Here is a 23,613-nt window from a genome sequence, read left to right on the forward strand (position 1 = left end):
AGCTACCAAAAGGCTTACGTCTGCCAGTTCTCGGCAGCCTGGTTGAGTGAGATGATGCCCTCCTGACCTTGGAAGGCACCGCCATGAACTCCTCCGACGACGATTTCGACACCACCCAGCCCTTCGACGATGACGACGACTCGCTCGACGCGCGCGTCTGGCAATTTCTCCTGTTGATCAATCCCGGCGATGACGACGCGGCGTTCCAGCAGTTCGCGGGGTATCGCGAAGCGGTGGCTGAGTTGGCGGAGGATGAGATCGACGTGGCGCAGGTGGTGGGGCAGGTGGCGGATTGGCGGGCCACGTTCCATGTGGATGAAGGCGACACGCGGGCGCTGGTGCAGGCGATTGAAGAATTGGCCGCACGCTGGAATCTGACCATCGATTGGGATGGCGATACGGATGAGGACGAGTTCCATGCCGATATCGACACTGCGGATCTGCTTGGCGTCGCTTACGACAATCTCGCGCCGCATGGTTACACGCTATGGGTGCGCGATACGGACGATGACAGCGTGGCAGGGTGGATGTCGTTGAGTCGGGATATTGAGCCGATGCGGGAGTTGGCGCCGGAGTTGGGGATTCACTTGCATCGCGGTAACGAGATCGGTTGAGGGCGGTTTGCTCGCGCGGTATTCCTGGTGGGGTGGTTGAGTCGTGACGGAGAGCGTCGCGCACAGGGTGCGCTCCCACAACGGATCGGCAGCCCCAACATGAGATATTGTGGGAGCGCACCCTGTGCGCGACTGACGTGCCTCACCCTGTACGCCCGCCTCCGTCGCAGTTCACGCCGCAAGCGCGTATCGTGCGAGGCCATCTGCATCCGGCCATCCCCATGACCCCGTCCGCCCCTTTCCCGTACGCCGCTTTCCTTGCAGACCTGCAGGGAGCCGGCGGCTCCGCCGCGCTCGCTCGCGTGCTGCCGAAGCAAGGCGATGCTGATGACCTCACGGGCGCGCTGATTGCACTCCTTCAGGGTCGCAAGGCCACGCTGCAGGCGGCATTCGATACCACGCTGGCCGCCGACGAATTGCGCCGCTATCAGAAGTACGCCAAGCCGGGGAAACCCTCGCCGCATATCGTGCAATTGCGCCAGAAGCAGGCGGCTGCGCGCCAGGCCAGCAGTCTTTCGCGCCAGTCGCTGATCAAGGCGGCGGCCGCGTTCGTGCGCGAGGCAGGTATCGAGGTCCCTGAGCGGGTAGCGCTCGATGAGTTCATCATCCACTGGATCGACGCGAACGTGCCCAAGGACAGCGGCGCCGACGCTACTCAGTCTTGAGCAACGCCAGCGCCTGATGCCGCGCCGATGCACGCAGCGACGTGCGCAACTGCGGATCATTGGTAGTGCGCGCCAACACCATGCCGCCTACGCAAAGCGAGACCATGGCGTCGGCGCGCCGGTCTGCATCGCGCACGCCGTTGAGCGCCACGCGATAGATGTGCCGCATGCCGCGGATCAGATCGGTATAAGCCTGCTGCGGCTCCAGTCCGGCGCGCGCCACGTCGGAAGGCAGCGCATAGAGCGGGCAGTGCATGTCGATGTTTTCCAGCACTTCGTCGCTCAGATAGAGATCGATCAACATCCGCGCCATCTGCTTCGGATCGTCGAGAGCTTCCGCCGATTGCGCCGTTTTCACGGCGAACGGATTGCAGGTGGTGAAGCTGGCGACGGCGGCGGCGTAGAGTTCGTCCTTGCTCTCGAAATGGTGATAGAAAGCGCCGCGGGTAAGTCCGGCGGAGGCCATCACCTGATCAATGGTGACCTGTTCGAAGCCGTGGCGATTGAACAGGCGCCGCGCGGATTCGACCACGCGTGCCCGCGTCTGCACCTTGTGTTCGGGACTGTAAGGCATGGCTGCAACCTCCGTGGGACAGGTATAGCAGGCGCTCAAATTGTGTTCTTTAACATATTTTGCGGCGGGGTAAGGTGGGCGCCGGTTAGGCAACCAAGCAGCGGAGGAAGGCATGGAGATCTACTGGATCAAGGCCCAGGCGCCACGCCGCGTGCTGGCGCTCATCAAGCATCTGGGCATCGAGGCGCAGTGCATCGAGCTCGACCTGATGGGCGGCGGGCTGAAGACGCCGGCTTATACGGCCCTCAATCCCAATCGCAAGGTGCCCACCCTGGTCGATGGCGATACGGTGTTGTGGGAGTCGTCCGCGATCATGGCGTATCTGTGCATCAAGCATGGCTCGGACATGTGGCCGGCGCACGAGCCCGCCGAACAGGTGGAGGTGCTGCGCTGGCTCTCGTGGAACGACCAGCATTGGGCGAGTGCGGTGGCGCCGTTCTATTTCGAGCATGTGGTGAAGGCGACGTTCCATATCGGCGAGCCAGACGAGACGGAGATCGCGGCGGTGATTCCCGAGCTGAAGAGGTTCGCCGCCGTGTTGGACCAGCACCTGGAGGGCCGCGAATTTGTCGCCTGCAATCGCCTCACCATCGCCGACTTCCAGCTCGCTTCGATGGCCTGCGAGTGGCGGCATTCGCAAATGCCGCTCGGTGATTATCCGAGCGTGGTGCGCTGGCTCGATGGCCTGATGCGCTTGCCAGCCTGGGCCGATCCGTGGCCCGTCTCAGCCGCGAAGAAAGTAGGCGCATTGGCGTAGTACTGAAACGCGATCTTGGCACCATCCGTCCATCACACAGGAGGCAACCATGAAACAGTTTCTCGCGGTCTATATCGGCTCGGAAGCGGCACACAAGGCATCGGGCTGGGACGAGCTCAACGAAGCGGAGCGGCAAACGCGGACGCAGCAGGGCATCCAGGCCTGGGGCGGCTGGGTGCAGGCGCATAAGGACGCCATCGTCGACGTCGGCGCGCCGCTCGGCAAAACATTGCGTGTATCCAGGGCCGGCACCGAAAGCATCCGTAATCAGATGACGGGATACACCGTGGTGCGAGCCGAATCGCAAGAGGCGGCAGCCAAGCTGTTCGAGGGCCACCCGCATTTTTCGATCTTCCCGGGCGATTCGGTGGAAATCATGGAGTGCCTGCCGCTGCCAGGCTAAGCCAGGACGGGGGTTGTCCGTTCGCTCAGCCAGTTGGCAGCCGCAGGCCGCATAATCCCCACGGGACTAACCAGTGGGGTGTGAGATGGACGAGCAGCGTAAGCCGTGTCCGGCCTGTGGCGAGATGATCATGGCCACGGCGCACAAGTGCCGGTTCTGCGGTACGGATATCGATGCCTATGTGGCGGCGCGCGAGGCAACGACGGAGCGGACGCTTTTCGAAGGGCATCCAGCCGTGGTGTATTCGGCGGGGCAGTACGTGCTGATCGTCATCACCCTCGGCATCGCCTTGCTGGTGTACTGGATCCGCAGTCTCTCCACGCGCTTCACCATCACCACCCAGCGCGTTCGCATCGAGCGCGGGTTGTTTTCCAAGATGCAGGACAACCTGGAATTGTTCCGCGTGGACCATATCGACCTGCACAAGCCGCTGGGGCAGCGCATGCTCGGCTATAGCACGGTGCACCTGCATTCGTCCGATGCGGGCATGACGTCCGTGTACTTGTATGGCATCCCGGATCTGGAAGCGATGGCCGATACGCTGCGCGACTGTTCGCTGCGCGAGCGCTCGCGGCGCCGGGTGTTGCCGGTGGAGCAGATGTAAAGACGGAACGGGCGGGCAGGCGCTGCTTGCCCTCCGATACGACCGACAATGCAGGCAGGGAGCTGGCGGATATGGGCGACGCGTGGGCCATCTTTTTTTTCGCGCTGTTCGCAATCGCGATGCCCGTGGCCGGTTACTACCTGCCCTCGCGGGGACTGGACGATGGCATGGAAGCATCCTTTGCCGAACAGATGATTCCCATCGACGAGGAGAAAGTGCCTGCCGGCAAGCTCACCGTGCTTTATCGCTCGCGCACCATTCGTGAGAAGTACGGTTGTAACGCGTCCTGGATTTGCCGCGGTCCGCACAATGCCTACTTGCTGGCGATCGTGCAGGGAGAGCGTGAGAGCGGTCGCGGACCCATGGAGTACACGTGGACATGGCGCCGCCTCACCGAGGAGCGTGCGCGCCACGCGTTGATCGTCGACAAGGCGGCCTACAAGGCGGCTTTCGGAGACTAGCTGCGTTTCGGATGTGTAACACCTAACGAATTAAATACTTGCAAGCCATGCGTAGCGTGGCTACTCTGCGCCTCCCGTCAACCCAGCCTTAGGAGGAAATAACAATGAATGTTGTCGCTGCAGCCTCTGCCGGGTCGACGCGCTTCTGATGTTTCCGCCAGCCCTCGGCTGGCATGCGCTTCATTCCTCGTTTCGCACCCCGGCACTTCGTTCGGCCCCTCTCGCGTGGCCGTCGTTTTCCTTGTCTCCAGGGTGTTTCCATGTCTTTACAGACGTTTTCGCTGCTCCAGCTCGGCTGGCGTGCTGAGTACGCACAATCCTTGACCTTGGCCGATTTCGAGGCCGGTTATCCCGCGCGTGTACTGGCGGTCCATCGCAGCGGGCTGACGGTGTTGTCTTCGCGTGGGCAAGCGTCCGTGGTGCTGCCGCACCATCTCGCAGAAAGCGATGCCGGCGTAGCGGTAGGTGATTGGGTATGGCTCGCGCAAGACGTGGATCGCGTGGTGCGGGTGCTGGATCGCCAGTCGCTGATCGAGCGTATCGCCGCCGGTGGCGATCACCAGCGCCAGTCGATCGCTGCCAATCTCGATGTGCTGTTCGTGGTGTCTTCGTGCAATGACGACTTCAACCCGTCGCGTCTGGAGCGCTATCTCACGCTCGCGCTCAATGCGGGCGTGACGCCGGTGATCGTGCTGACCAAGGCGGATATCGGCGAAGGTGTGGCTGGCTACGTGACTGAAGCGGAGCAGTTGATGCCTGGTGTGACCGTCGTTGCGGTGAATGCCCTGGACGATGCCTCGGTGTCGCAACTGGCACCGTGGTTGGCGTCGGGCAAGACGGTGGCGTTTGTTGGTTCGTCCGGCGTGGGCAAATCTACGCTCACCAACCGGGTGATCGGCGAGGCATCGCAACGCACATCCGGCATACGCGAAGACGATGCCCGCGGCCGTCATACCACTACGGCGCGGGAAATGTTCCCGACCGCATCCGCTGCTTGGGTCATCGATACGCCCGGCATGCGCGAGTTGCGTCTTGCCACCGCGCATCCGAAATTGGATGCGGTGTTCGAAGACATCGCGGCGCTTGCCTCGCAGTGTCGCTTTGGTGATTGCCATCACGATGGCGACGCGGGATGTGCGATCGAAGCGTCAATCGCCGAAGGCACGCTGGACCCGCGACGTGTCGCCAACTATCGCAAGCTGCAGCGCGAGGCGATGCGCGCCAAGCAGACCTTGCGCGAGCAGCGCGAGCAGGGGCGTCAGTTTGGCGCGATGGCCAAGCAAGTGATGAAGGCGAAGCGGGAGAGGTTGGGGCGGTGATGGATCGCCTCGGCGTTCACCGGTCTTATGTGGGAGCGCACCCTGTGCGCGACAGGCCACCTGCGGCGCACCGCAGTCGGGCACAGGGTGCCCTCCCACAAGGACTTCTCAGACTGGGTGTTTGGGGCTGCTTCCGCCGCAGGTCACCGGAAACGATCGGAAGGAAATCATCCATCGGCCGGACGATCCCCTTGTGGGAGCGCACCCTGTGCGCGACAAGCCACCTATGGCACACCGCAGTCGGGCACAGGGTGCCCTCCCATAAGGACTTCTCAGACTGGGTGGCTTGGGGGTGGTTTCGCCGCAGGTCACCGGAAACGATCGGAAGGAAATCATCCATCGGCCGGACGATCCCTTGTGGGAGCGCACCCTGTGCGCGACAAGCCACCTATGGCGCACCGCAGTCGGGCACAGGGTGCCCTCCCACAAGGACTTCTCAGACTGGTGGCTTGGGAGTAGCTCCGCCGCAGGTCACCGGAAACGATCGGAAGGAAATCATCCATCGGCCTGACGATCCCCGTGTGGGAGCGCACCCTGTGCGCGACAAGCCACCTGCGGCGCACCGCAGTCGGGCACAGGGTGTCCTCCCACAAGGTGCGAGCCACCGGCTGGCTCGAAGCTATTTCCAGCTCAAATCCGCCACCACCGGAAAATGATCCGACGGATAGCGACCATCCTTTTGCATGGTCAGGGTCGCAAAACGTGTCGGCTTGAATCCCCGCGCAAGGATGAAATCGATACGTTCTGTCGGATTGCCGGTGAAGTTATGAAAGGTCTTCTCAGGCCCTTCGACTTTGGCGGCGACAGCGCGCGTGTCTACCAACGCCTTGGTCAGCAACGCATACGTAGGGCTGCTGGCGTCGGTGTTGAGATCGCCGGTCAGAATGAAGGGCGCATTCGCCGGTAGCGCGGCCAGACGGCCAAGGATTTCCTTGGCGCCTTTGACGCGTGCCGGTTCATCCTGCTCCTGATAGGGCAGGTGGGTGTTGTAGTAGTAGAAGTTGCGATGCGTGGCTTTGTCCTCGAACAAAGCCCACGTCACCATGCGCGGATATGGGTGTCCCCAGGTGATGCTGCCGGGTACATCGGGCGTATCCGATAACCAGAAGTTTCCCGAGTCCTTCAGCACGAGCCTGTCCTTGCGATAGAACACACCCATGTGCTCGTCGCTGTGGCCGCCGTGGCGGTCGATGCCGAACCAGGTGTATTCGGGCAGTTTGGAAACGATGTAGTCGCCCTGTTCCTGATGCAATTCCTGCGTGCCGAGCACATCCGGGTGTTGCTCGCGGATGGTGCTTACCATCAGGTCGCGTCGCGCCTCCCATCGGTTGGGGCCGTCGGCCGCCACCGGTACACGCACGTTGAAGCTCATCACGCGCAGGCTTTGCGCGGCGAGCGGCAGGCTGGCGATGGTGGACAGGATGGCGAAAGTGGCAACTAGCCAGGCACGGGACGGGGACATGGAGGGGCTCCGCGGGTAGTGTGCCGACCGTAGCATGAGCCTTCGTTGGCAGGGCAGCCCGGACTCACCGGTCCGCGTATAGTGCGCGCGTCCATTTGGATATTCTTGCGCCCGCAAAGAGCCCGCCATGCTACAGCGCGTTGCCACCTGCAGTTGCCGCCAGCTGATGCTCCGGGCCACCGAAGAGCCCCTGCGTGTCTCGATCTGCCACTGCAACGCCTGCCAGCGGCGCACCGGCAGCGTGTTCGGCGTGCAGGCGCGTTTTCGTGAAAGCGCCGTGGTGATACGCGGCAACGCGACAGCGTATGTGCGGCATGGTGAAACGGGCGGTTCGGCCACGTTCTACTTCTGCCCGCAATGCGGCGCCACCGTGTACTACCGCCTGGACTCCGTCGAGGGCCTGGTCGGCGTACCGGTGGGCGCGTTTTCCAATCCCGAATTTCCTGCGCCCACCATCTCGGTGTTCGAGGAATGCATGCATCCGTGGGTCACGCTGCCGGACGGTGTCGAACACATGGCGTGACGCTAGCCTGAAATCCGCAGCGCGCTGAGTCGGCAAATGCCTACCCATCCGCGCAACAAAGCTCCCATCAAGGATGGCGCTTGCTGCGCCGATCTCCCCTACAGGGTGAGTCATCCATCGGGGAGTCGGCAGCATGCGTGTCACCATTCGTTTGAGAATCATTGCGACCATGGGCCTTGCTCTAGTGCTCGCGATCGTCGTCGGCGTGGTTGGCCTGGTTGGTGTGCGCAAGACACATGCCATGGTTGACGACATGTATCAGAACAACGTGCTGGCGATCGTCACGGTCAGTGCCATGCGCGCGGCGATCGTGGATGATCGCCAGGCGCTCAACCAATCGCTGATCGGTCCCGCGCGTCGCGACGCGGCCACGCGTATCAAGCTCGGTCGCGAGCGCCTGGCGGGTGCTTGGAAAAGCTATTACCCAGCCATGGTCTCGAGCGGCGAGGAGGCTACGGTAGCCAGGGAGTTCGCCAGCTTGATGGCGCAAGTCGGTCCCGAGGTCAGTCGCGAGGCCGAGTTGCTCGACGCGGGCAAGAGCGACGAGGCACGCCAGCTGCATCTGGCCAAGGTAGCCGACGCCATGGGCCGCGCCACGGCACTCATTGATCGCCTGCGGACCATCAACGCGAAGCAGGCGGCTGGCTCCAAGCAGGCCGCTGCGGCAAGCTTCACTAAGACCTGGCAGCTGGCGCTGGCCGTGCTGGTGATCGCCCTGGCTTTGCTGGCTACTGCGGCCATCGCGCTGATACGCGCAGTCACACGCCCACTCGAGCAGGCTCGCAAGCTGGCCAGTGCGATTGAGCAAGGCAAGCTCAATAACGCCACGGTGATCGCGGGCGGCGATGAATTCAGCGACACGCTACGCTCGCTCGACGCGATGGACCGCCAGCTCGCCAGCATCGTCACGCAAGTGCGCGATGTGGCCGAGCAGGTGACGTCCGCCGCGCGCGACCTGTCGCAGGGCAACGACGATCTGTCGCAGCGTACGCAGGAGCAGGCGAGCTCGCTGGAAGAAACCGCCGCTTCCATGGAAGAACTGTCGAGCACGGTCAAGCAGAACGCCGAAGGTGCGAGGCATGCGCGCGACATGGCCACGCGCATGCGCCAGCGTGCGAATGAGGGGCGCGAGATCGCAGGTGCTGCCGTGGATGCGATGAACGCCATTACGCAGGTGAGCAAGCAAGTGGGCGAAATCGTGGTGCTGATCGACGAGATCGCATTCCAGACCAACCTGCTGGCGCTCAACGCGGCGGTAGAGGCGGCGCGCGCGGGTGAGCAGGGGCGTGGCTTCGCGGTGGTCGCCACGGAAGTACGTACACTCGCGCAGCGCAGCGGTGCCGCGGCAAAGAACATCAAGTCGCTGATCCAGGATGTCACCGACAAGGTCGCCCAGGGCGCCCGGCTGGTACAGCACACAGGCAACGCGCTGAATGACATCGCGAGCGACGTGCGCGAGGTGAGCACGATCGTCGAGGTGATCGCCGCGGCTTCGGAAGAGCAGGCAGCCGGCATCGCGCAGGTGAACAACGCCGTGCTCGCTCTGGACGAGGTCACCCAGCAGAACGCCGCCCTGGTGGAGGAGGCCAGCGCGGCCAGCCGCAACACGCTGGACCTGTCCCAGGTGCTGATGCATCAGGTGGCTTACTTCACGCTGCAAGGTGGGGCCCCACGGGAGCCGTTGGCACGCCTGTCTGGGTCAGCGGGGGCAGGGGCAACGACGCTTTCGCGGTCCCCAAGCCCGGCGCCGGCCCTTGCCACAGCCGACCAGCGGTGGACCGAGTTCTGAACGGATCTGATCAAGGGATTCAACCCATGGATCGCTCGCGCGTTCCAAGCATCGTTCTACTTTCAGAGCGAGGCTTTCGGGGGCACGCATGCAAACCAGGGAATTCGATCGTTGGGCCAGGATCCGTGCGCAGGGACGGCTGCGCTATGTGCTCTTGAATGGGGTGCTGTCCTATGGCCTCCCCATGTTTCTGATCATGACGTTCGTGATCCCGCACCCGCGTTTGACGGTTGCGGAGTCCGCCCTGCTGTGGGGCGCGCTGGCGGGCGCCGGCTACGGCCTGGGCATGTGGATCGTGCAGGAGCGCCGCTTCCGCAAGGCGGCAGGGCGGTCCTGAGCCCCGTGGGCGCCCATTCTGGCGCCCGTATTCACGCGGTGTTTTGGATTTTTGGCGCATGGTGAGATGGACTGCGGCCATGAAAGACCTGGCTGCGGTCTTAGCGCGCCCCGGTTCTGTGAATAGACGTCCAAACCGGTGATTTCGCGCATTGGCGTCAGCTTGACGCCTGCCGTGCATACTCCTTAGGCGAATGCGCTCGCCGTCAACGCGGCGAGTGTTTGCGCACCGCTAACGAGAGGAGAACCCCATGGCAAGTACCAGCGCTCGTATCGGTCGTGGCCTGGTCGGACTGTTCGTGGTCGCGCTTTGCGGCTGCACCGGCTATGTCAAGAAAACCGACTTTGATGCCACCGTGGCAGAACTGCGCAGCAACGATCAGAAGCAACAGCAGGAGATCGATGCGATCACGCAGGAGATGCATACCAAGTTTGCGCAATACGACACCCAGATCACGGCCATGGCAGGCCGCATCAGCGTGGATACCATTGCGCACTTCGATACCAATCAGAGCACGTTGCGCGACGAGGACAAGCAACGGCTCGACGACTTTGCGAAGGTGATGCGCGATCACCACGCCAACGCGGTGATTACCGCCGAAGGCTTCGCCGACCCCGCTGGTTCTGCCGGCTACAACCAGCAGCTGGCGCTCAAGCGCGCGCAAGCCGTGCGCGACTACCTTGTACAGACCGGCGGTCTCAATGCCGACCAGGTGCGTGCGGTGAGCTACGGCAAGGCGAAAAACCGCCAGGTGGTGAAGGGCGCGACAGGCGACCAGGGCATGCCCAATCGTCGCGTGTCGTTGGTGACGGACTTTGCAGGCAGCGCGGGGGATGCGGGAAGCACGGCGGGTACGGGGAGCAGCTAAGCCACGCGCCTGTGCGTTTCGCGCACGCCAACACAACAAAGGCCGCCCTTGAGCGGCCTTTGTTTTTGCCGATTGGACGTCAGGCTGCTTATTTGCCGGGCGCTTTGTAGCTCAAGTCGGTGTTGTAGCTGTCGACATGCGAGTTCTGTTCCTGCAAGGCATCGTTGAACGACTTGCGCATGGCCTGTGCCTCGGGCTTGCCGTAGACGCTCTCGACCATGGCCCACAGCGGCGTCGCGGGTTCCTTGCCGATTTCCTCCCAGGACTTGGCGGGAATCAGCACCTGGAAGTCGGGAGCGTCGCCGCCGGCGTCGCGAATTTCGCCCATGGCATAGTAGTTCGGCCACTTCGATTTCTCTGCCGCCGCGGTGATCTTTTTCACCACGTCGAGGAAGGCTTCGCGCGCCTCGTGTCCCTGCTTCAACTTGAAGCTGATCACTTCGATATAGGGCTGGTTGATGGTCTGCCCATTGGCCATGTGACTCAGTTCCGGATGTATCTCCATGAAGGCGCTGATCTCGCTCTTCAGATGCGGATTGACGCCTGTACGGATGGCGCCGTCGCACGCCTTGCCCGCCGTGCGCATCGCGTCGAACGCGGACCACGGCAGCGGGTCGGTGACATAGGAGTAGGAGTACGTATCGCCTGTTTCATGCACCCAGGCGCCCCAGTTGTATTTGAAACCGTGCTGGCCGAGGCACTGGTTGAAGGCCTTGATGCCGGCCTCGTAGGCTTCCTGATCAGCCGGCGCCACCGTGTCGGTGTAGTCGCGCACGACCAGGGTTTTTGCGTTGTCGGCAGCGAGCGCGGCCGTGGTGCATGAAAACAGCAGCGTCAGTGCCAGCCCGAGCGTGGTGTGCTTCATCGCGTGCTCCTGTGGGGAAATCCCCGGTGGGTGTTGGGACGATCAATCGATAGACGGCACGGCCATGTCATGGCGGCATGGCGATGCGCGCGCGGGACATCCATGGGGAAGGGGAGTGACGCGGGGGAGGAGATGAGCCACGCGTGCCTTGGAGCAGGCTCCAGCTGACGTCGGGCAAGAACACATCGTTGGCCGGCTCCGCAATGTGGCCCAGCAGATTCGGGCATCGCGTGCAGCGGCTGGAGCCGGCTCTACATCACGTTGCATCTGCTTGGGTAACGCCGGGCGGCCGGTTCATGTTGGCGCGTCTGCGTGGCGCGAAAATAGGTCAAACAGCCTAGGCCGCGGTTACCCGAATGGTTTGCCGCGACCGCGGCGCCGATCGCGTGAGGGCGTTGCGCATGCCATGGATGACATGTGTCGGTGAGTACGCCGGCGACAAACCGTCACGCCTGGCCGGTTTGTCGGGATCTATTCGTGGATCGCCGCACGAGGCTTGCCCCAGCGGACGCAAGCCTCGTTGCTGTGCAACCTCGGCGCGCAGCAACGTCACCCACTGGTGTAGCGCTTCCATCGCTGCGTTGGTTTCATGTATCGGAGAGGCCGGTCTATGGCGGAATACAGTCTGCTGGTGTGGATCATCCTCGGTGCGTTGGCCGGCTGTCTCGCGAGCGTCCTGGTGAAGGGCGATGGATACGGTTTGTTCATCGACATCCTGATCGGCGTGCTGGGCGGATGCCTTGGCGGCTGGCTCGCCCGGCTCGCCGGCATCAGCGTGGGCGATGGGTACATCGCGTCGGTGGTGACCGCCATCTTGGGGGCCGTCGCCCTGCTCTTGATGCTGCGTGTATTCAAACAGTGGATGCGTTGACGGCGCCGTGCGCTGGATGCGGCGAAGTTCGCCATACGGTATGCGTGCATTCTCCACGCCCGTAAACGACAAAGGCCGCCCGAAGGCGGCCTTTGCGTAGAGCTATCGACGAGCGATCAACGCTTCATCGAATTGAAGAACTCGTCGTTGGACTTGGTGTTCTTCATCTTGTCGAGCATGAACTCCATCGCGGCCAGCTCGTCCATCGGATGCAGCAGCTTGCGCAGGATCCAGATCTTGGAAAGCATGTCCGGTTCGATCAGCAGGTCCTCGCGGCGGGTGCCGGAGCGGTTGATGTCGATGGCCGGGTACACGCGCTTCTCGGAGATGCGGCGGCTCAGGTGCACTTCCATGTTGCCGGTGCCCTTGAACTCTTCGTAGATCACCTCGTCCATCTTGCTGCCGGTGTCGGTCAGCGCGGTGGCGATGATGGTCAGGCTGCCGCCTTCTTCCACGTTGCGCGCGGCGCCGAAGAAGCGCTTGGGACGCTGCAGGGCGTTGGCGTCCACACCACCGGTGAGCACCTTGCCGGAGCTGGGCACCACGGTGTTGTAGGCACGGGCGAGACGCGTGATCGAGTCGAGCAGGATCACCACGTCCTTCTTGTGCTCGACCAGGCGCTTGGCGCGCTCGATCACCATTTCGGCCACCTGCACGTGGCGCACGGCCGGCTCGTCGAAGGTGGAGGAGATCACTTCGGCACGCACAGTGCGGGCGATTTCCGTCACTTCTTCCGGACGCTCGTCGATCAACAGCATGATCAGGTGCGCGTCGGGATGGTTGTACGTGATGGCCTGCGCGATGTTCTGCAGCATCATCGTTTTACCGGACTTGGGCTGCGAGACGATCAGGCCACGCTGGCCGCGGCCGATCGGCGCGACCAGGTCCAGGATGCGGCCGGTGATGTCCTCACTGGAACCGTTGCCGCGCTCAAGCTTGAAAGCCTTGCGCGGGAACAGCGGGGTGAGGTTCTCGAACAGCATCTTGTTCTTCGACGCCTCCGGCGGATCGCCGTTGATGTCGTCGACCTTGAGCATGGCGAAGTAACGCTCGCCTTCCTTCGGATGACGCACGCGACCGGTGATGTAGTCGCCGGTGCGCAGGTTGAAGCGGCGGATCTGGCTGGGCGACACATAGATGTCGTCCGGGCCGGCCAGGTAGGACTCGTCGGCCGAGCGCAGGAAGCCGAAGCCGTCCTGCAGGATTTCCAGCACACCCTCGGCCCAGATGCCGCCGCCGGAGCGGGCGTGCGCCTTGAGGATGTTGAACACCACGTCCTGCTTGCGAGCACGCGCCACGCCTTCCTGCACGCCGAGCGACTCGGCGAATTCCAGCAGCTGCAGCGCATTCTTGCGCTTGAGCTCGGTCAGGTTGATCAGGCGGTCGTTGCTGCCCGCATCGGCGTACTCGTCGTCCACCGGCAGGCCATTGTTGTTGCGCGCATGCTGCTGACCACCACCACCACCACCACCGCCCTGGCCGCCGGGGCCGCGCGGTTGGTTGCGCTCGTGCCGGCGGCGACGGCCACGACCGTCACGGTCGTTGCGGTCATTGCGGTTGTTGAAATTCGGGTTGCCACCCTGCTGCTGACCACCTTGCTGCTGGCCGCCCTCGCGGGCTTCCTGCGGCTGGCGCTGGCCATTGCCGTCGCTCGGCGCCGAATCGGCGGCGGGTGCGGGAGCCGGCGGGGCATAGGCTTCGACGGCTGGCGGTGCGGCTCGCTCGATCGGCGGCAGCGGCGGCATGTCCAGCTGGGCCTGCTTCTCCGCCTTTTGGGCAGCAGCAGCGGCAGCGGACTTGCGCGGTGCACGCGGACGAGGTTCGGCCACAGGCTTGGCGTCGGCGCTCTTGGCGTCGTTGGAATCTTTGCTTTCGATATCGGACACGGGCAAACCTCTGCGGGGCGCCGTTGAAAAAAGGAGGGAGGGTTGCGTCGCGCGGATGGCGCGGGGGACAGGACAGTCCCGACGAACGTGGATCGAATCTAGCACCCGGTCCGCGGCGGCGTAAAGCGCCGCGGCCGGTAAAGTTCAGAAAAGTTTTCTGAGTTGGCCTTATTGGCCTTGGACAAGCAGGCTTTAGACGGCCTTGGCAGTCGGGGCCACGATGGCCTTGTCGATCAGCTGGGTCAGCGCGCCCTTGCTGACGGCGCCGATCTGGGTGGCTTCGACCTTGCCGTTCTTGAACACCATCAGCGTCGGGATGCCGCGGACGCCGTAGTTGCGGGGCGTCTTCTGGTTGTGATCGATGTTGATCTTGGCGATGCGCAGCTTGCCTTCGTACTGTTTGGCCAGCTCGTCCAGGATCGGCGCGATCGCCTTGCACGGACCACACCATTCGGCCCAGAAGTCGAGCAGGACAGGGGTATCGGAATTGAGCACTTCCTGCTCGAAGGCATCATCGCTTACATGGGTAATCAGGTCGCTCACCGGGGTCTCCGAAGGCTGCGGGTAGGGGCTTCACGACCGCGTGCCCAGCATCGGCTACACTGGGGTGCCCATGAAGCGCGGGGTCGTACCGTAAGGAAGTCTGGTGCCGTTGCGGCAGGCCTCCATTCCAACGTAACTCGGGGCACGATTCAAGCGATTCAAGGGAGTCTGTAGGCCTGTTCGGTATGCTGAACGGGCTGTCCCCTCGCGGTGGGCAAGGATGGCTCCGTTGACATAGGTGAGAGAGATTCCTATGGCTGTCAGTGGTTTAAGCCGCTCAGCCCTCTGACCTATGGCAGCGGAGCCGTCGAATACCACCGCTCCCGACGGTGTCCAGCCAGGGATACGTGTCGCCGGCACGCGCCATCCGAACGGATCGCGCCTGTCGCCACGTCCCGGTCGCGCCGACCATCCACCTTCCTTGTTGCGTCTCACCGGCAAGGATCCAGGCGGCTGCCCCCGGGCGCTGCCTCACTCGAGCTCCCTTTACGATGTCTCAAACTGTACTCACCGATACCTTTTTCACTAATTTCGATCTCCATCCGCTGCTCCAGCAAGGCCTCGACGAGGCGGGCTTCACCCGCTGCACGCCGATCCAGGCGCTGACCCTCCCGGTCGCGCTGACGGGTCGCGATGTCGCCGGCCAGGCGCAGACGGGCACGGGCAAGACCTGCGCATTCCTGGTGGCGATGATGAATCGCCTGCTGACCACGCCGGCCGTGGCCGAGCGCAAGGACAGCGACCCGCGCGCCCTGGTGATCGCCCCGACCCGCGAGCTGGCCATCCAGATCGAGAAGGACGCCAAGTCGATCGGCCGCTACACCGGCCTGCGCACCGCGCTGATCTACGGCGGCGTGGATTACGACAAGCAGCGCCAGCAGCTCAAGGATGGCTGCGACATCATCATCGCCACGCCGGGCCGTCTGCTGGACTACTTCAAGCAGCACGTGTTCAGCCTCGACGCCGTCGAAGTGATGGTGATCGACGAGGCCGACCGCATGTTCGACCTGGGCTTCATCAAGGACGTGCGCTTCATCTTCCGCCGCCTGCCGGCGCGCGAGCAGCGCCAGGTGCTGTTGTTCTCCGCCACGCTCAGCCATCGCGTGCTGGAGCTGGCCTACGAGCACATGCACAACGCCGAAAAGCTGGAAGTGGAGACGGAAAACGTCACCGCCGACCGCGTGCGCCAGCTGGTCTACTTCCCCGCCAAGGAAGAGAAGATGCCGCTGCTGCTCAACCTGCTCGAGCGCACCAAGGCCGAGCGCAGCATCATCTTCGTCAACACCAAGGCCGCTGCCGAGAAGATCACCGATCGTCTCAAGCGCTATGGCTACCGCGTCGGCGCGCTGTCGGGCGACGTGCCCCAGCTCAAGCGCCAGAAGCTGCTGCAGCGTTTCCAGGAAGGCCAGCTCGACATCCTGGTGTGCACCGACGTCGCCGCGCGCGGCCTGCACATCCCGGCAGTCAGCCACGTCTTCAACTACGACCTGCCGCAGGACGCCGAAGACTACGTCCACCGCATCGGCCGTACCGCGCGCCTGGGCGCCGAAGGTGATGCGATCAGCTTCGCCTGCGATCTCTACGCGATGAGCCTGCCGGACATCGAAACCTATATCGGCCAGCGCATCCCGGTGGCGAACATCGAGCCGGAGCTGCTGGTGATGCCCAAGCCGCGCGAGCAGGACGCGCAGTACATGGCGGAAGTGGCTGCCGACAGCGCCGCGTTCGGCGACAAGGTTGAGCAGCGCGAGAAGGACGGTTCGCCCCGCAAGGGTTCGCGCAGCGGCGGTGGCCGCGGTAGCGATCGCCCGCGCAGCGACAAACCGCGTGAGCCGCGCAAGCCGCGCGTCGAGGCCGCCGCCGGCGAAAGCGCCGAGGTTGTGGTGACCAAGCCAGCCGCGCCGGCCCCGGCCGAGGCGGAAACGGGCGAAGCCGCCGAGCGCAAGCGTCGTCGCCGTCGTGGCGGCCGCAACCGTCGTCGCGAAGGTGACGCGGTGGCCGTCGAGGGCGGCGCCAACACAGCCGCCGAAGGCTCGCGCGCACCGCGTGGCGAGCGTCGTCCGCCGCGTGAGCGCAGCAACGGCGACAACAACCACTCGCGTCCGTCGCGCCACGTGGCCATCACGCCGAGCAAGACGGGTGATGCGCAGGAAGCGCCGAAGAAGCAGGGCTTCTTCCGCCGCCTGAGCCGCTTCTTCATCGGTCACTAAGCAGTTCGCTTGCCGAGGGCTGTCGCGGGCTGAACCCGCGACAGCATCGGCGCACAAAGCCACTGACCTTCACGCGTGCATCCCTTATCCTTGCCGCATTCGGGATTGGGGACACGCGGTGATCCGCTTCGACCAAGTCAGCAAACGCTATGAAGGCGGCCACGAGGCCTTGTCGCAGCTCTCCTTCGAGGTGGCGACAGGCGAGATGGCCTTTATCACCGGCCATTCCGGCGCCGGCAAAAGCACCTTGCTCAAATTGCTCGGCCTGATCGAGCGGCCGTCGCACGGCGTGGTCACCCTCGACGGGCAGAACCTGGCCAAGGTCGGCCGCGCCGGCATTCCCAAATTGCGCCGTCGCCTGGGCATGGTGTTCCAGGACCATCGCCTGCTGATGGATCGCACCGTCTTCGCCAATGTCGAGCTGCCGCTGATGATCGGCGGCATGGCGCCCCACGAACGCGGCAAGCGCGTGCGCGCCGCCCTGGAAAAGGTCGGCCTGCTCGCCTATGAGCGGCAGCTGCCGGCAACGCTTTCGGCGGGCGAGCAGCAGCGCGTCGGCATCGCCCGCGCCATCGTCGCCAAGCCCACCCTGCTGATCGCGGACGAACCCACCGGCAACCTCGATCCCACCCTGGCGGTGGAAATCATGGGCTTGTTCGCCGAGTTCCAGAACGTCGGCACCACCGTCGTGATCGCCAGCCACGATCTGCCGCTGATCAAGCGCATGAAGAAGCGCGTGGTCGTGCTCGACCACGGTCGCCTGGTGGCCGATGTGGCCGCACAGGAGGTGCTATGAGCAACCAGTCCGAATTTCCGATGGAAAGCCCGCTGCTTTCCGACCAGAGCCGCGGCATCCGCACCAAGGCGCGGCCGGTGGCGAGCTGGCGCGAACACCATGGCTGGAGCGCGGCGGCCAGTTTGCGTCGGCTGATGTCGCGCCCGGTTGGCACCTTGCTCACCGTCGCGGTGATGGCCATCGCGCTGGCGCTGCCGCTCACTTTCTATTTGCTGCTGGGCAACCTGCAGAAAATGGGCGATGCGCTGGGCCAGAACCAGACCATCAGCGTGTTCCTGCAGCCGGGGCAGAGCGTGTCTTCCGCTGACATGATGGCGAAGAAGCTGCGCGAGCGCAGCGAAGTCGCCGGCGTGAAGCTGAAGTCGCCCGACCAGGGCATGGATGAGTTGGCCAAGATGCAGGGCTTCTCCGGCGCGCTGCATGCGCTGGACGTCAATCCGCTGCCATTCGTGCTGGAAGTGCAGCCAAAACCGGACGTGAGCGCAGACAGCGTGGATCACCTCGTTGCCGACATGCGCGGCATGTCGGGCGTGGATCAGGTGCAGGACGGCGGCACGTGGCGGCAGCGCCTCGAAGCGCTGCTGGGCGTTGGCGAACGCATCGTGCTGATACTTGCCGGACTGCTGGCGGTGGCCGTACTGCTGGTGGTGGGCAACACGGTGCGCGTGGATATCGCCAGCCGGCACGAGGAAATCGGTGTGCTGATGCTGGTGGGCGCGAGCCGCGCCTTCGTGCGTCGTCCGTATTTGTATGCGGGCATCTGGTACGGGCTGTTCGCCGGCGTGCTGGCGGTGGGCTTCGCCGTGCTGGTGGAGTTTGCGCTCGCCGAGCCGGTGCAGCGCCTGGGTCAGGTGTATGCCGGCAAGCTGCAGGTCGACGTGCTGCCGCTGTGGCTGCTGGGCGCCGTACCGGTGGCCGCCGCCGTACTCGGCTGGCTGGGCGCCCGCCTGGTCAGCGCCTGGCAATTGCGCAAGGCGGCATGAAGCGTGCGCCGGCTCACGCCCGCAGCAATGTTGTCATGCAAGCTTGGTGAGGATGGTGCAGCATGCCCGCTCGGTGACCGGGTGCTCGGAGGAAGCACCGGTATGACGCCGGCAGACAACGCTGGCTACTACGTGGGTGATTGGGGATGAGCGGAAGTTTCAGCAGTCGAGTGGTGGGAACAGCGCCCAGGGTGCTGGTGGTCGATGGCTCCAAGGTGGTGCGCCAGCTGATCTCCCGCGTGCTCAAGACCGAACTGCCCGACAGCGACGTGGTGGGCGCCGGCAGCGGCGCCGAAGCCAAGGAGCTGCTGGAGGCCGGTGCTTTCGACTTCATCACCATCGCGTTGCGCCTGCCCGACATGGACGGGCTGGAACTCGCCCGCCACGTGCGCGAATCCGCCGCCCAGGCTTATGTGCCCATCGTGGTCGTTTCAGGCGACGTCGACGGCCGCCTGCACAGCCGCACGCTGGGCGAGCACGTCACCGATTATTTCGACAAGTCGCTGGGTTTCCAGGCGCTGGCTGAATTCATCCGTGGCTACGTGAAGCCCGTCGATTCGGCCGAAGGCGAGGTGCTGTACGTGGAAGACAGCCGCGTGGTCGCGCTGGCGACCCGCCGCATCCTCGAGAAACACGGCCTGACCGTCTACCACGTGGTCAGCGTCGAAGACGCCCTGGTGTTGCTCGACAAGGCGAAGGCGCAGGACAAGATCGGCGCGGACATCGTGCTCACCGACGTCAGCCTCAAGGGCGAACTCACCGGCGGCGACCTGCTCGAGCGTATCCGCCGCGAGTACCTCTACAGCAAGGGCAGGCTGCCCGTGCTGGTGATGACCGGCGATGAGAATCCGGCCAACCAGGCTGCGCTGCTGCGCGCCGGCGCCAACGATCTGGTCGAAAAGCCGATCGAGGAAAAACTGCTGATGACCAAGGTGTTGTTCCAGCTGCGCGTATCCCAGCACCTGCGCGAGCGGGGCGAGGCGGCGTGACGGATCACCCGGTAAGGCTGGAGCCGTCCTGGAAGGACCGCATCGGCGAGTATCTGGCGCGACCGGACATGCGCACGCTGTCCGACTTCCTGCGCACCGAAAAGCAGGCCGGCAAGGTGATCTATCCGCCGGGTCCGGAGATTTTCGCCGCCTTCGACCACACCCCGTTCGATAACGTGCGGGTGGTGATCCTGGGGCAGGACCCCTACCACGGTCCGAACCAGGCGCATGGCCTGTGCTTCTCGGTGCGGCCGGGCGTGGCCACGCCGCCGTCGCTGCTCAACATCTTCAAGGAAATCCAGCGCGACCTGGGTCTGCGGGCGCCGGACCACGGCTGCCTCACCCCCTGGGCCGACCGCGGCGTGCTGCTGCTCAATGCCACGCTTACCGTGCAGCAGGCCACCGCCGGCTCGCACCAAGGCAAGGGCTGGGAAGGCTTTACCGACGCGGCGATCGACGCGCTCAACCGCGAGCGGGAAGGGCTGGTCTTCATGCTGTGGGGCTCGCATGCCCAGAAGAAGGGACAGCTGATCGACGGCACCCGTCATTGCATTTTGCGCTCGGTGCACCCATCTCCTTTATCGGCGCATCGCGGTTTCATCGGCTGCGGGCACTTCTCGGCGGCCAACCAGTACCTGGAAAGCCGCGGCGAGCCGCCCATCGACTGGTCTTTGCCGATGCGGGCCGAACTAGCCTGAAACAGGCATTTCACGGCTGCTGAACCGCCCGATACGCATAGTGGAGCCTCCCCGGGGGTGCCTGCTGGACAGGTGCCTCAAATTCCTGTACTATTGAGTACATCAAAGGTCCCGGAACCTTTCGGGGCCTTTAGCACTCGTACTACTCGAGTGCTAAGCTGATTCCCTCACAGGAGGTTCCGTCCATGTCTCAAGCTTTGGTGACCGCCAACCTGCCGGTGCCGAGTGTCGTCGGCAGCCTGGATGCCTATATCTCGGCGGTCCATCGGATTCCGGTACTCAGCCAGGACGAGGAACAGGCGCTGTCGCGCCGTTACAACGAACAGGAAGACCTCGAGTCCGCCCGCAAACTGGTGATGTCGCACCTGCGTTTCGTGGTGCACGTGGCGCGTGGTTACAGCGGCTATGGTCTGCAGATCGCCGACCTGATCCAGGAAGGCAATATCGGCCTGATGAAGGCCGTCAAGCGCTTCGACCCGGATCAGGGCGTGCGCCTGGTGAGCTTTGCCGTGCACTGGATCCGTGCCGAAATGCACGAGTTCATCCTGCGCAACTGGCGCATCGTCAAGGTCGCCACGACCAAGGCGCAGCGCAAGCTGTTCTTCAACCTGCGCAAGAGCAAGAAGCGCCTGGGCTGGATGAACGCCGAAGAAGTGCGCACGGTGGCCAAGGATCTGGGCGTGCCCGAAGCGACGGTACGCGAGATGGAATCGCGTCTGTCAGGTCGTGACATTGGCTTCGAAGCCCCGGCGGATGCCGAGGACGATGCCAAGCCGGCACCGGAAGCGTTCCTGATCGACGATGGCGCCGACCCGTACGACAACGTGGCCGATGCCGACCAGGCCGACAACCAGCTCGACACCTTGTCGGCGGCGTTGAAGAACCTGGACGAGCGCTCGCGCGACATCATCCAGCGCCGCTGGTTGAACGAAGACAAGGCCACGCTGCAGGATCTTGCGGACGAGTACGGCGTGTCTGCCGAACGCATCCGCCAGGTCGAGGCCAATGCCATGAAGAAGATGCGCGGCCTGTTCGCTGCCTGATCCTGGCCGCAGGCGTAAGATGACCAACGGCCCCTCGCGGGGCCGTTTGGCTTTGCGAGCACACGGCTGTACTCGCTTTCCCACCACCGGATCTGAGTTTGTAGTGCCCCCATGCCCCGAGTGCTGGTCATCGAAGACGACGAAACTACCGCGCGAGAAATCATCGCGGAGTTGAGTGCGCACGGCATGTTCGCGGAATGGGTGGCCAACGGCCGCGATGGCCTGGCGAATGCGCTTCAAGGCGGCTACGACCTGATCACGCTGGACCGCATGCTGCCCGGCATGGACGGCATCGACGTGGTGGCCGAATTGCGCCGCGCCGGCAGCGATGCGCCGGTGCTGATGATCAGCGCGTTGAGCGACGTCGACGAGCGCGTGCGCGGCCTGCGCGCCGGCGGCGACGACTACCTCACCAAGCCCTTCGCGCCGGATGAAATGTCGGCGCGCGCGGAAGTACTGCTGCGCCGCCGCCAGCCGCAGTCGGTGCAGCGCCTGCGCGTGGCCGACCTGGAGCTGGATCTGGTGAGCCACGTGGCGTATCGCGCCGGCCAGCCGCTGACCCTGCTGCCCACCGAATATCGCCTGCTCGAGTTCCTCATGCGCAATTCCGGGCAGGTGCTGACCCGCACGATGATCTTCGAGACGGTGTGGGGCTTCCATTTCGATCCCGGCACCAATGTGATCGACGTGCATATCGCGCGCTTGCGGCGCAAGATCGACGGCGCCGGACAACCGGCGTTGATCCACACTGTGCGCGGCACCGGCTATATGCTCGCCGCCGCCAATGAAACTGCTCCGGTGGTGTCATGAAAGCACGTCCGAACAGCTGGCATTCGACCACCTCGAGGTTGATCCTCATCTACGGCGCTTTGTTCGTCGTGTGGGGCGCGGTGCTGGTCGGCGCAATCCAGTGGGAAACCACGCGCTATCTCAACAGCGTCATCGACCAGATGCTGCAGCAGCGCATGCATTACATCGCCTCGACCGATCCCTCGCGCCTCACCACCACGGTGGATGCGGCTGCCGCGATCGATCCGCACGGCATCATGTCGGTGGGCCTGTTCGACAAGGACCACCAGCCGATAGCAGGCAATATCGACCATCTGCCGACGTCGCTGCTGCGCGATGGGCAGGTGCATCTGCTCAAGCATGGCTTGCCGCGTTCCGACCGCGATGCGGAGCGTGTGCGCGCACGCGGCCTGGCCTCGACGCTGCCCAATGGCGACATCCTGGTCATCGCCAAGGACATCAGCACCATCGACGGCATCGGCGCGATCGTCCGCCGCGCGCTGCTGTGGGGCATCTCGCTTACCATCATTCCTGGTCTGCTCGGCGGATTCCTGTTGCGTCGCGGTCCGGAGAAGCGCATTCGCGCGCTGCAGGACGCGACCGATCCCATCCGGCAAGGCGATCTATCCAAGCGCCTGCCGATCAGTCGCCGCGGCGACGAACTCGATCAGCTGGCCGGCATCGTCAACACCATGCTGGGCGAAATCGAGCGGCTGATGAACGAAGTGAAGGGCGTGTGCGACAACATCGCGCACGACCTGCGTACGCCGCTGACGCGCTTGCGCGCACGCCTTTATCGCACGCAGCAGCAACTCGATGGCGAGCCCGAATCGGCGCTGGTGGAATCGTGCATCGTCGACATCGACGAAGTGCTGACGCGTTTCCGCGCGCTGCTGCGTGTGTCCGAACTCGAAGATCGCCATCGCGCCGCCTGCTTCGACGAAGTGGACGTGGGGCAGGTGTTGCGCCAGGTGCACGAGTTCTACGCTCCCGTCGCCGAAGATCGCGGCCAGACCTTCGACGTCGACATCCAGTCGCTGCAGCCCGTGCGCGCCGATGCGCATCTGCTGTTCGAAGCGCTGGCGAACCTGGTGGGCAATGCCATCAAGTTCACGCCGACGGGCGGCAAGGTGAGCCTGCGCGCCAGCATGGACAAGCGCGGCCCGCGCGTGGATGTGATCGACAGCGGCCCGGGTATTCCGGCCGACGAGCGCGACGCAGTGACGCGCCGCTTCTACCGCGGCGACAACAGCCGCACTACCGGCGGCTCAGGCCTGGGGCTCAGTATCGTCAGCGCCATCGTGCGCCTGCACGGCTATGCGCTCGACATCGGCGATGCCAGCAGCAACGGCGCGCGGCTGACCTTGTATTGCTACGCACTCGCGCCGGATGAAAAACTGGGCACCTGCCTGTCCCGCTCCGTGCCGGAAGCCACGCCGATGACGGTCTGAGGGCCGATCGGCAAGATGAAGATAGTTTCATCTGCGTGCGCAATGCAGGCGCCACGTAGAACATGAAATTATCTTCATCCTCCAAGCCCTATGGAGAGTTTTCGCCGCATGCG

At 64.1% G+C, this 23,613-nt stretch carries 25 protein-coding genes; 20 read left to right on the forward strand and 5 right to left on the reverse strand.

Translation table 11 applies throughout. The features are described from left to right. Window positions 1-83: 83 nt before the first annotated feature. Window positions 84-614 carry a DUF6630 family protein gene (locus AC1DMY_RS00145; protein WP_477163038.1) on the forward strand — a complete coding sequence of 177 codons (531 nt, stop codon included), beginning with the start codon at window positions 84-86 and terminating at the stop codon, window positions 612-614. A 221-nt stretch (window positions 615-835) separates the two neighbouring features. Continuing rightward, entirely contained in the window at window positions 836-1,279 is a 444-nt protein-coding gene (locus AC1DMY_RS00150; RefSeq protein WP_477163039.1) for a hypothetical protein, read from the forward strand. On the opposite strand, the gene AC1DMY_RS00155 is transcribed toward AC1DMY_RS00150, so the two are convergent. Further along, entirely contained in the window at window positions 1,266-1,853 is a 588-nt protein-coding gene (locus AC1DMY_RS00155; RefSeq protein ID WP_477163040.1) for a TetR/AcrR family transcriptional regulator, read from the reverse strand. The two genes, AC1DMY_RS00150 and AC1DMY_RS00155, sit on opposite strands and share 14 nt — an antisense overlap. Window positions 1,854-1,965: 112 nt before the next feature. On the opposite strand from AC1DMY_RS00155, the gene AC1DMY_RS00160 reads away from it, so the two are divergent. The 5 genes from AC1DMY_RS00160 to rsgA all read left to right on the forward strand — a co-directional run bounded on the left by AC1DMY_RS00160 (window position 1,966) and on the right by rsgA (window position 5,397). Continuing rightward, complete coding sequence (locus tag AC1DMY_RS00160; protein WP_477163041.1) at window positions 1,966-2,610, forward strand: glutathione S-transferase family protein; 645 nt, start codon at window positions 1,966-1,968, stop codon at window positions 2,608-2,610. Between the two features lie 49 nt (window positions 2,611-2,659). Beyond that, a complete protein-coding gene (locus AC1DMY_RS00165) occupies window positions 2,660-3,013 on the forward strand; it encodes a YciI family protein (RefSeq protein WP_477163042.1) in 354 nt (117 codons plus the stop codon). An 85-nt stretch (window positions 3,014-3,098) separates the two neighbouring features. Further along, window positions 3,099-3,617 (forward strand): PH domain-containing protein, encoded by a 519-nt coding sequence (locus AC1DMY_RS00170; RefSeq protein ID WP_441605016.1) that lies wholly within the window; start codon window positions 3,099-3,101, stop codon window positions 3,615-3,617. Window positions 3,618-3,643: 26 nt separating this feature from the next. Then, window positions 3,644-4,078 (forward strand): hypothetical protein, encoded by a 435-nt coding sequence (locus AC1DMY_RS00175; RefSeq protein WP_477163043.1) that lies wholly within the window; start codon window positions 3,644-3,646, stop codon window positions 4,076-4,078. Window positions 4,079-4,338: 260 nt separating this feature from the next. Then, window positions 4,339-5,397 (forward strand): ribosome small subunit-dependent GTPase A, encoded by a 1,059-nt coding sequence (rsgA, locus tag AC1DMY_RS00180; RefSeq protein WP_477163044.1) that lies wholly within the window; start codon window positions 4,339-4,341, stop codon window positions 5,395-5,397. A 619-nt stretch (window positions 5,398-6,016) separates the two neighbouring features. On the opposite strand, the gene AC1DMY_RS00185 is transcribed toward rsgA, so the two are convergent. After that, window positions 6,017-6,859: an endonuclease/exonuclease/phosphatase family protein gene (locus tag AC1DMY_RS00185; RefSeq protein ID WP_477163045.1), complete on the reverse strand. Its 843-nt coding sequence runs from the start codon at window positions 6,857-6,859 to the stop codon at window positions 6,017-6,019. Window positions 6,860-6,986: 127 nt separating this feature from the next. On the opposite strand from AC1DMY_RS00185, the gene AC1DMY_RS00190 reads away from it, so the two are divergent. The 4 genes from AC1DMY_RS00190 to AC1DMY_RS00205 all read left to right on the forward strand — a co-directional run bounded on the left by AC1DMY_RS00190 (window position 6,987) and on the right by AC1DMY_RS00205 (window position 10,376). Continuing rightward, on the forward strand, window positions 6,987-7,382 hold the full coding sequence (locus tag AC1DMY_RS00190) for a GFA family protein (protein ID WP_477163046.1): 396 nt from the start codon (window positions 6,987-6,989) through the stop codon (window positions 7,380-7,382). A gap of 133 nt (window positions 7,383-7,515) precedes the next feature. Then, window positions 7,516-9,171 (forward strand): methyl-accepting chemotaxis protein, encoded by a 1,656-nt coding sequence (locus AC1DMY_RS00195; protein WP_477163047.1) that lies wholly within the window; start codon window positions 7,516-7,518, stop codon window positions 9,169-9,171. Between the two features lie 88 nt (window positions 9,172-9,259). Further along, entirely contained in the window at window positions 9,260-9,508 is a 249-nt protein-coding gene (locus AC1DMY_RS00200) for a hypothetical protein (protein ID WP_477163048.1), read from the forward strand. 250 nt (window positions 9,509-9,758) lie between these two features. Further along, window positions 9,759-10,376, forward strand: coding sequence for an OmpA family protein (locus AC1DMY_RS00205; protein ID WP_477163049.1), 618 nt, complete (start codon window positions 9,759-9,761; stop codon window positions 10,374-10,376). An 88-nt stretch (window positions 10,377-10,464) separates the two neighbouring features. On the opposite strand, the gene AC1DMY_RS00210 is transcribed toward AC1DMY_RS00205, so the two are convergent. Beyond that, window positions 10,465-11,241 carry a hypothetical protein gene (locus AC1DMY_RS00210; RefSeq protein WP_477163050.1) on the reverse strand — a complete coding sequence of 259 codons (777 nt, stop codon included), beginning with the start codon at window positions 11,239-11,241 and terminating at the stop codon, window positions 10,465-10,467. Between the two features lie 610 nt (window positions 11,242-11,851). On the opposite strand from AC1DMY_RS00210, the gene AC1DMY_RS00215 reads away from it, so the two are divergent. Then, on the forward strand, window positions 11,852-12,112 hold the full coding sequence (locus AC1DMY_RS00215) for a GlsB/YeaQ/YmgE family stress response membrane protein (RefSeq protein ID WP_477163051.1): 261 nt from the start codon (window positions 11,852-11,854) through the stop codon (window positions 12,110-12,112). A 116-nt stretch (window positions 12,113-12,228) separates the two neighbouring features. Here the strand turns inward: AC1DMY_RS00215 and rho are convergent, their stop codons facing one another. Next, window positions 12,229-13,998, reverse strand: coding sequence for a transcription termination factor Rho (gene rho / locus AC1DMY_RS00220; protein WP_477163052.1), 1,770 nt, complete (start codon window positions 13,996-13,998; stop codon window positions 12,229-12,231). A 192-nt stretch (window positions 13,999-14,190) separates the two neighbouring features. Continuing rightward, on the reverse strand, window positions 14,191-14,541 hold the full coding sequence (gene trxA / locus AC1DMY_RS00225) for a thioredoxin TrxA (RefSeq protein ID WP_121883921.1): 351 nt from the start codon (window positions 14,539-14,541) through the stop codon (window positions 14,191-14,193). Window positions 14,542-15,032: 491 nt separating this feature from the next. Between trxA and rhlB the strand changes: the two genes are divergently transcribed. From rhlB to AC1DMY_RS00265, 8 genes are all read left to right on the forward strand, one after another. Beyond that, window positions 15,033-16,751 (forward strand): ATP-dependent RNA helicase RhlB, encoded by a 1,719-nt coding sequence (gene rhlB / locus AC1DMY_RS00230; RefSeq protein WP_477163053.1) that lies wholly within the window; start codon window positions 15,033-15,035, stop codon window positions 16,749-16,751. Between the two features lie 118 nt (window positions 16,752-16,869). Further along, window positions 16,870-17,547, forward strand: coding sequence for a cell division ATP-binding protein FtsE (gene ftsE / locus AC1DMY_RS00235; RefSeq protein ID WP_441605005.1), 678 nt, complete (start codon window positions 16,870-16,872; stop codon window positions 17,545-17,547). Next, window positions 17,544-18,530 (forward strand): permease-like cell division protein FtsX, encoded by a 987-nt coding sequence (gene ftsX, locus AC1DMY_RS00240; protein ID WP_477163054.1) that lies wholly within the window; start codon window positions 17,544-17,546, stop codon window positions 18,528-18,530. The genes ftsE and ftsX overlap by 4 nt, the downstream gene beginning before the upstream one ends. A 146-nt stretch (window positions 18,531-18,676) precedes the next feature. Continuing rightward, on the forward strand, window positions 18,677-19,519 hold the full coding sequence (locus tag AC1DMY_RS00245) for a response regulator (protein ID WP_477163055.1): 843 nt from the start codon (window positions 18,677-18,679) through the stop codon (window positions 19,517-19,519). After that, entirely contained in the window at window positions 19,516-20,217 is a 702-nt protein-coding gene (ung, locus tag AC1DMY_RS00250) for a uracil-DNA glycosylase (protein WP_477163056.1), read from the forward strand. The genes AC1DMY_RS00245 and ung overlap by 4 nt, the downstream gene beginning before the upstream one ends. 185 nt (window positions 20,218-20,402) lie before the next feature. Continuing rightward, a complete protein-coding gene (rpoH, locus tag AC1DMY_RS00255; RefSeq protein WP_046971328.1) occupies window positions 20,403-21,260 on the forward strand; it encodes an RNA polymerase sigma factor RpoH in 858 nt (285 codons plus the stop codon). Window positions 21,261-21,371: 111 nt separating this feature from the next. Beyond that, window positions 21,372-22,070, forward strand: coding sequence for a response regulator transcription factor (locus AC1DMY_RS00260; RefSeq protein WP_477163057.1), 699 nt, complete (start codon window positions 21,372-21,374; stop codon window positions 22,068-22,070). Beyond that, window positions 22,067-23,500, forward strand: a complete 1,434-nt coding sequence (locus AC1DMY_RS00265) for a sensor histidine kinase (RefSeq protein WP_477163058.1) — start codon at window positions 22,067-22,069, stop codon at window positions 23,498-23,500. Before AC1DMY_RS00260 ends, AC1DMY_RS00265 begins: the two co-directional genes overlap by 4 nt. Window positions 23,501-23,613 lie beyond the last annotated feature (113 nt).

The organism is Dyella sp. 01L423 (genome assembly GCF_056399945.1).